This is a genomic window from Dolichospermum flos-aquae CCAP 1403/13F (genome assembly GCF_012516395.1).
Lineage (GTDB): Bacteria > Cyanobacteriota > Cyanobacteriia > Cyanobacteriales > Nostocaceae > Dolichospermum > Dolichospermum lemmermannii.
Genome location: NZ_CP051206.1, coordinates 3,785,694 through 3,793,788 on the forward strand (window position 1 = coordinate 3,785,694; position 8,095 = coordinate 3,793,788).

Here is an 8,095-nt window from a genome sequence, read left to right on the forward strand (position 1 = left end):
CACAGTTTAACAGCAATAATTTCTCAAACAAGATCCCTGATTTATTGAATAAATTGGGGATCTATAGTAATCCTAAATAAGACGTATTTGTATAACCTGCCGTAGACATATATCTCTTCCTTCTCTACCTCTGCGCTCTCTGTGCCTCTGTGGTTCGTTCTCCGACAACAACTCAAATAGGATTGCTATATTATTGTAACTAATCTCCACTAAAATTTTACCTAATTTACTTGCAATTTGCCGTAAATATTAATAATATAAAAAAGCCAGGTTTCTATGTCATAAGAGATATGCAAGAATACGACGTTATCATCATCGGTGCTGGACACAACGGTTTAGTTTGTGCGGCTTATTTACTCAAAGCAGGTTATAGCGTCTTACTACTAGAAAAACGTCCTGTTCCCGGTGGTGCAGCCACAACAGAAGAATGTATCCCAGACAAAGCACCAGGTTTTAAATTTAACTTGTGTGCCATTGACCATGAATTTATTCATTTGGGTCCAGTAGTAGAAGAATTAGAACTGACAAAATATGGCTTAGAATATCTAGATTGTGACCCAGTTGTATTTTGTCCTCACCCCGACGGTAAATATTTTTTAGCTCATAAATCCTTAGAAAAGACCTGTGCAGAAATCGCTCGTTATAATGAAAGAGATGCTAAAAAATACGCCGAGTTTACAAATTATTGGCAACGGGCAATTAACGCCATGATTCCCATGTTTAATGCCCCACCCAAATCAATTATAGATATTTTCGGTAACTACAATCTGCAACAAGTTAAAGATTTATTTTCTGTAGTTGGTTCTCCCGCCAAAAGTTTTGATTTTGTGCGAACAATGTTAAACAGCGCCGAAGATATTCTTAATGAATGGTTTGATGAAGAATTTCTCAAAGCTCCCCTATCTAGATTAGCATCAGAATTAGGTGCGCCACCTTCTCAAAAAAATCTGGCAATTGGGGTGATGATGATGGCTATGCGTCATAATCCTGGAATGGCTAGACCTCGCGGCGGTACAGGTGCATTGGTGCAAGCTTTGGTGAAATTAGTTAAGAGTAAAGGTGGGGTAATTCTCACAGACCAGCACGTAGAAAAGATTTTAATTGATGATGGTAAAGCGGTAGGAGTTAGGGTAGCAGGTGGTAAAGAATATCGAGCAAAACAGGGAGTAATTTCTAATATTGATGCTCAAAGATTATTCTTACAAATGACAGAAAAAAGTGATATTGATGCCGTTGATCCTGATTTGTGGGAAAGGTTAGAACGACGGATTATCAATAACAATGAAACCATTCTGAAAATAGATTTAGCATTAGATGAACCTTTGCATTTTTCTCATCATGATCATAAAGATGAATATCTCATTGGTTCAATTTTAATTGCTGATTCCATGAATCATGTAGAACAGGCTCATAATAAATGTACAATTGGCGAAATTCCCGATTCTGACCCCTCCATGTATCTCGTCATGCCTAGCGCCCTTGACCCTAGTTTAGCACCACCTGGTAAACATACTTTATGGATTGAATTTTTTGCTCCTTATCAAATTGCTAATGCAAAAGGTACAGGTTTAAAAGGGACAGGTTGGACTGATGAATTGAAAAACAAAGTTGCAGATAGAGTAATTGACAAATTAGCAACTTACGCCCCCAATGTGAAGAAAGCAACTATCGCTAGAAGAGTAGAAAGTCCGGCAGAATTAGGAGAAAGATTAGGGGCATACAAAGGGAATTATTATCATATTGATATGACAATGGATCAAATGATCTTTTTCCGACCTTTACCCGAATTAGCTAATTATAAAACCCCCATTGATAATCTCTTTTTAACAGGTGCAGGAACACATCCAGGTGGCTCAATTTCCGGTATGCCAGGACGCAATTGTGCGAGGGTATTTTTGCAGAATAAGCAACCTTTTAGTCAGGCTTTAAAGGATGCTCGAAATTCAATTAAGTCTACAGTTAATTCGGTATTTGGATAGACGGTTTTTATAAGGAAGAACGCCGAAAACCCTTGAAAATGTGGCTTCCTGAGTCAGCCACATTTGGGCTTTAGACAAGGGATGAAGGCTAGAGGCTTTCCTTTATCCTGCATTGACGTTAATTTGAAAATTTGAAATTATTTCAAATTTTAATCCATATTCGTGATAGAATTAAATTGTCACTAAAGACATAAAAAGCTACCGAGGGACTCTCGGAAAGTTACGCTTGTCAGATATGATTTCGCCCGCCAGGGCAAACGAAATCAGGGCAAGAACCCAAATATTTAAGGAACCCTGCCTGAAACTGGGATAACTGAGGGATATAGACTGAAACTCTCTATAGAATCTCCGCGTCTTTAGACCGGAGAGTGTCAACCAGGTTAACTACCATATACCTGCGGCCAAGTTGTCAACAAAAATACTACAACTGCGCTGATAGCTAAGACACCTTGAATCAAATTCCCCACCACTGTACCGACAGTGATTCCTATACCAGCTTTTACCGCAGGCCATAATTGACGTTGATAAAGAAACTCACCAACAATTGCTCCTAACAGTGGTCCAAATAAAATCCCTAATAATGGACCACCAAAAGGTAAAGCTGGTAATAATCCAAAAAACCCCAGTAATAAACCCACAAATGCGCCAATTTGTCCCCACTTACTCGCACCGGCTTGTTTTGCTCCGATATAACCAGCAAGGAAATCAACTCCTGTACTCAGAAGTAAAACAATGATTGTCACAATCAGGGGAATTTTGATAGCTGCAAAGGAATTACTGACGATTCCCCAAATAATAATAGATATTAAAATTAAGCTGCTTCCAGGGATAGCTGGAACTACAGCACCGATAATCCCTACGAACATTACAGCCACTAAGAGTAAATAAATAATTTGCATAATTCAAAATTTATAACTTTTATAATCTCGTTAATCTCGTTCCCAGTCTCCGACTGGGAATGTTCATCACGCGGCTCTGCCGCTAGTAACGGGAGGCAGAGCCTCAAAGTTAGCATTCCTAGCCAGAGTCTAGGAACGAGAATGACCAAGAGTAACAGCTAATTTATCAGCAATTCCCGCAATCCAGTTTTCATCTTGTTTAGTGTAACTGCGGGGAGCATTTGCTGCTAAAATTAAAACCCCTTCTTTACCAATTGGTTGACAAATTACACCTTGTGTGTTTTCTGGTAAATAGTCAAATTCGATTTTACCAGGATAGACATACAAAGCAACTAAATAAATTGGCTTTTGTGTTTCCAATACTTTTTTTAAAATTATTCCTGGTACTACTTCCGATTTAGCAGCCAGAATACCGCGACGTAATAAAACTTTACCTTGATAATAAACTATGAGCGATCGCGTCACTGTATTAGTTAATAATAACCGCGTTGCCCAGGCTAATTCTATTTTCGCGGCTTCTGGTAATTCTGGATCTAAGAAAAATCCCTCTTCCCCAATTAATTCTACTGTCTCCGGTGTGCGCGGCTGTACCTGTTGCCAAATTAAACCAGTTAAAATTAACACCGCACTCAAAATTACCCCCAGCACATCTCCTCGTGCTTGGGAATTTGTCAGTTGCGGTGTTAACAACCGATTCATTAACAAAAGCACAGCACCTAAACCCCCAACAACTAAGGGTAAACGCCGTAAAACTCGATTGGGATCTGATTTGGTCATTAGGAATAGGAGTGAGGAGTGAGGAGTCAGGAGTCAGGAGTCACGAGTCAGGAGGAGGAAGAAGAAGAAGAAGAAGAAGAAAATAATATTCCCCAATCACCAATTACCAATCACCAATCACCGATACTTTACTCTTCCCCTGGTTCTAATATGCGTTGGAACAGATAACCAGTACCTCTAGCGGTGAGAATTAGTTCAGGGTTGCTGGGATCATCCTCTAATTTTGCCCGTAAACGAGAGATATGTACATCCACAACGCGAGTATCTACATGGCGTTCAGGAGTATATCCCCATACTTCCTGCAAAATTTCTGAGCGGGAAAAAGCTTCACCAGAACGACTGACTAACAATTCTAATAAGCTAAATTCCATACCGGTTAAGCGAATGCGCTCATCACCCTTATAAACTTGACGCTTATTTGTATCAATTTTGATGGTGCTGACATGAATCACCCCAGAACTAGGAATACCATTTGCACCTGTTTTGTCCACCCGTCGCAAGACTGAACGAATCCGTGCTTCTAGTTCTTTGGGTGAAAAGGGTTTAACGACATAATCATCCGCACCCAATTCTAAGCCGGTGATGCGATCTGCCACATCTCCCAAAGCGGTGAGCATAATAATGGGGACATCGGATTCTTTGCGTAATTCTTGACAAACGCCATAACCATCGAGTTTTGGCATCATTACATCTAAAACTACTAGGTCTGGTTCAGCTTTGCGAAATATTTCTAAAGCTTCCTCACCATCTCCTGCTGTCACTACATCGTAGCCAATCATGGAAAGGCGTGTTTCCAAAATCCGCCGAATGCTGGCTTCGTCGTCTACTACCAGGATTTTTTCTTTATGACTTTCCAAGTTTTGTCATGCTCCTTAACTAAAATTTTTGATGATTAATTTTAAATATCATAATATTAAGATATCATTGCTCTCAATTGATTTGGAAAGAGCTTCCAACTATTACTATTATTAGATGTTCGTTTTTTCCAAAATTTAAGGAAAAATTAAGATTATTAACTAAAATTTAAGCATGGCAAAGCCAAAAACCATTTATATCTGTAGTAGTTGTGCAGCGGAATTCTCTCAATGGTTCGGAAAATGTTCAAATTGTGACACTTACGATTCTTTAGTTGAGCAAAATATTAGTTCTTTTATCGGGGATATACCTAGCCGCTCTGGAGTGGGAAATTGGCAAGCTGGAGGTCATAGTAAGTCTCATAATAAACCAGCTAAAGCCAGATCTTCTCTGACTTTTGACCAAATTAGCGATCGCCAAATTGCTCGTTGGGAGTCCGGTTATGGGGAATTAGATCGAGTTTTAGGTGGTGGAATTGTTCCCGGTTCGATGGTGCTAATTGGTGGTGATCCTGGTATCGGTAAATCAACTTTACTACTGCAAGTTTCTAACCAATTGGCGCAAAAATACCGAATTCTCTATGTGACTGGAGAAGAATCTGGACAACAGGTAAAATTGCGTGCTTCTCGTTTGGGAATGTCAAAACCACCTACGGTAGTCACGGAAGATCCTGAAAACAAAGATCCGGAAAAACCGATAGATCCTGACAGTATAGGTGCAAATTTGTATGTTTTGCCAGAAACGGATTTAGAAGAAATTCTGAGGGAAATAGATTCTCTAAAACCAAATGTAGCGGTAATAGATAGTATCCAAACAGTGTTTTTTCCTGCTTTGACATCAGCACCGGGTTCAGTTGCTCAAGTCAGGGAATGTACCGCAGCTTTGATGAAGGTGGCAAAACATGAAGATATTACGATGTTAATTGTGGGTCATGTTACCAAAGAAGGAGCGATCGCCGGTCCCAAAGTATTAGAACATTTAGTAGATACCGTATTATATTTTGAAGGCGATCGCTTTGCCTCCCATCGCCTATTAAGAACTGTAAAAAACCGTTTCGGAGCGACACACGAAATTGGTATATTTGAAATGGTGTCCCAAGGATTAAAGGAAGTTGATAATCCTTCCGAACTGTTTTTAGGCAATCGTGATGATCCGGCTCCGGGTACGGCTATTGTGGTGGCTTGTGAAGGAACAAGACCAATAGTTGTGGAATTACAGGCTTTAGTCAGTCCTACCAGTTACCCATCTCCTCGTCGGGCGGGTACAGGCATAGATTATAATCGCTTAGTACAGATTCTCGCCGTCTTAGAAAAGCGTGTAGGGATACCTATGTCCAAATTAGATTCCTACGTTGCTTCTGCGGGGGGATTAAATGTAGAAGAACCAGCGGTAGACTTAGGAATTGCAGTAGCGATAGTTGCCAGTTTCCGCGATCGAATCGTTGATCCTGGTACAGTCTTAATTGGGGAAGTAGGGTTAGGGGGACAAGTGCGGTCGGTTTCCCAAATGGAACTACGCTTAAAAGAAGCCGCGAAACTAGGATTTAAAAGAGCCATAGTTCCTAAAGGGACAAAATTTCCTGAAATTGGGATTGAGATACTACCAGTAGGTAAAGTCATAGATGCAATTATTGCGGCTGTTCCTCATCAAGAATTGACAGAAGAAGATTTAGAACCTGATGAGAATGAATAAGTGAACTACCCACACTGACCTGACGGTACAGTGTGGGCTTCCTGCCCAACAGAAAGCACAGTAGTAGACTTCTTTCGTCCTCTATTACTGCGACTTACTTCTGGGCGACAGGCTTCTTGATGAAGTTGTTCATGGGGGAAACCCCCAAGACCACACTTCATCGCTTTATCCCCCGTTCCAGAGGTCAAAACTTGTACTGAGCGCAGTCGAAGTATTCGTAGTCCCTCATCTCTGAGGTTTATCGCTGCATTGACATCTCTATCATGTTTGGTTTGGCACTTTTCACAAGTCCAAAACCTGATATCAAGTGGTAAGCTACTTACTTGGTTAAGGCATACATGACAAGTTTTTGACGAAGGAAAGAATCTATCAACTTCTTGATAAATCTTCCCTTCGTTTTCTGCTTTGTATTTAAGCATGGTACAAAACATTCCCCAGCCAACTTGTTGAATAGATTTGGCTAGGCAGTGATTTTGCATCATGCCTTTAACATGAAGATTTTCTACCACAATAACTTGGCTTTCGTTGACTATCCTACGAGATAGTTTATGGAGAAAATCTTCTCGACAATTAGTTATCTTTCTATGGACTCTAGCAACTTTCTTTCTAGCTTTATTTCGGTTATTAGAGCCTTTTTGTTTTCTAGATAATTGCTGTTGTTTTATCTTTAAGTTCTTCTCGTGTTTATTCAGTATTCGAGGGTTATCAAACTTAGAGCCATCACTGGTAATCGCAAAATGAGTTAATCCCAAATCAATGCCTATTGCTTTACCTTCGACAATTGACTCTGGCTTCTCTTTACTATCTTCAAGTAAAATAGCAGCGAAATATTGCTCACTGCAATTTTTGGTGATAGTTACAGTTTTAATCTTCCCTTCAATCTCTCGATGAATAATTGCTGATACTTTCCCTATTTTCGGTAGGATTAATTGATTATCGGCAATCTTGACATTTTGAGGATACTGAATAGACTGCTTACCATGTCTGGATTTAAACTTGGGGTATCTAGCTCTTTTTTCAAAGAAATTGTTAAATGCAACCCCCAGATTCAAGCAGACTTGTTGCAAGCACTGAGAATAAGTTAGCGACAACCACTCATGTTCTTTCTTTAGTTGAGGGATTGTCTTTTTAACTTCGTATCCAGACAATCCTTTACCTGTCTCTTTGTACGTTTCGTTCATCAAATTCAAAAAATAATTCCATAGCCAACGACAACTGCCAAAGGCTCGTGCCAATGATTGCTGTTGCTGGGCATCTGGATATAATCTGACTTTGACTACTCTTAACATATTAGAGTGAAAAGTATTTACTATAAAAAACTATAACACAAGATTTGTGAACTGCCTCCATGTTTTTCTCCCTTGCTATCGCATTGGTCGAAAAACTGTCGTTAATTCACGCGCCATTCATCCCCCGCTGCCCTATCGGGTCAGACGTGGGGCTTCTGTCGGTTAAGCTAAACTGCACAATCAGTAGATTAAGGGACTTCCAAGAAATAAAATCCCCAAAAATTTCTTGTAGTGCGGGCATACTATGGCTAACGCCACGCTGCGCTATCGACAAGCTCAGTACAAGTCTTGCCCGCTAATCATCAAAGACGGGCATCCTGCCCATCCCACAAAATTGGGTAATTTATTTTTTGGTGTTCCCTAACATAAAAAAACTGTGCGATACCCCTACCTCTGTTCACTTGTAGAGGGGGGTTTTTATTTTTCACATTTTGTAAAGATGATTTGTTTGTCAGTGGTGGCACTGATGGCATCAACGACAGCATCTTTACTGGCGCAGGTAAATGGGTAGCGGTCATATCCTATATGGGCGCACACTTTCCCATTCATACCATTAGCATACCCAAAACTCGAAACACTGTCAAGCCCCCTAGCTGAAATCACA

Annotated in this window: 6 protein-coding genes; 2 read left to right on the plus strand and 4 right to left on the minus strand. The window is 40.1% G+C overall.

Annotated features, from left to right (window positions below):
* Nucleotides 1-290: 290 nt before the first annotated feature.
* Complete coding sequence (gene crtO, locus HGD76_RS18290) at nucleotides 291-1,979, plus strand: beta-carotene ketolase CrtO (RefSeq protein ID WP_015079767.1); 1,689 nt, start codon at nucleotides 291-293, stop codon at nucleotides 1,977-1,979.
* Nucleotides 1,980-2,359: 380 nt separating this feature from the next.
* Here crtO and HGD76_RS18295 read toward each other — a convergent pair whose 3' ends face one another.
* From HGD76_RS18295 to rpaB, 3 genes are all read right to left on the minus strand, one after another.
* Entirely contained in the window at nucleotides 2,360-2,878 is a 519-nt protein-coding gene (locus tag HGD76_RS18295; RefSeq protein WP_015079766.1) for a DUF456 domain-containing protein, read from the minus strand.
* A 129-nt stretch (nucleotides 2,879-3,007) separates the two neighbouring features.
* The gene (locus HGD76_RS18300; protein ID WP_168696611.1) at nucleotides 3,008-3,655 is read right to left on the minus strand and encodes a cofactor assembly of complex C subunit B; all 648 of its coding nucleotides are present in this window, start codon (nucleotides 3,653-3,655) and stop codon (nucleotides 3,008-3,010) included.
* 128 nt (nucleotides 3,656-3,783) lie between these two features.
* Nucleotides 3,784-4,512, minus strand: a complete 729-nt coding sequence (gene rpaB, locus HGD76_RS18305) for a response regulator transcription factor RpaB (RefSeq protein ID WP_015079764.1) — start codon at nucleotides 4,510-4,512, stop codon at nucleotides 3,784-3,786.
* Nucleotides 4,513-4,684: 172 nt separating this feature from the next.
* Between rpaB and radA the strand changes: the two genes are divergently transcribed.
* Nucleotides 4,685-6,202, plus strand: coding sequence for a DNA repair protein RadA (gene radA, locus HGD76_RS18310; RefSeq protein WP_168696612.1), 1,518 nt, complete (start codon nucleotides 4,685-4,687; stop codon nucleotides 6,200-6,202).
* A gap of 5 nt (nucleotides 6,203-6,207) precedes the next feature.
* Here the strand turns inward: radA and HGD76_RS18315 are convergent, their stop codons facing one another.
* On the minus strand, nucleotides 6,208-7,491 hold the full coding sequence (locus HGD76_RS18315) for an RNA-guided endonuclease InsQ/TnpB family protein (protein ID WP_168696613.1): 1,284 nt from the start codon (nucleotides 7,489-7,491) through the stop codon (nucleotides 6,208-6,210).
* Between the last annotated feature and the right edge of the window lie 604 nt (nucleotides 7,492-8,095).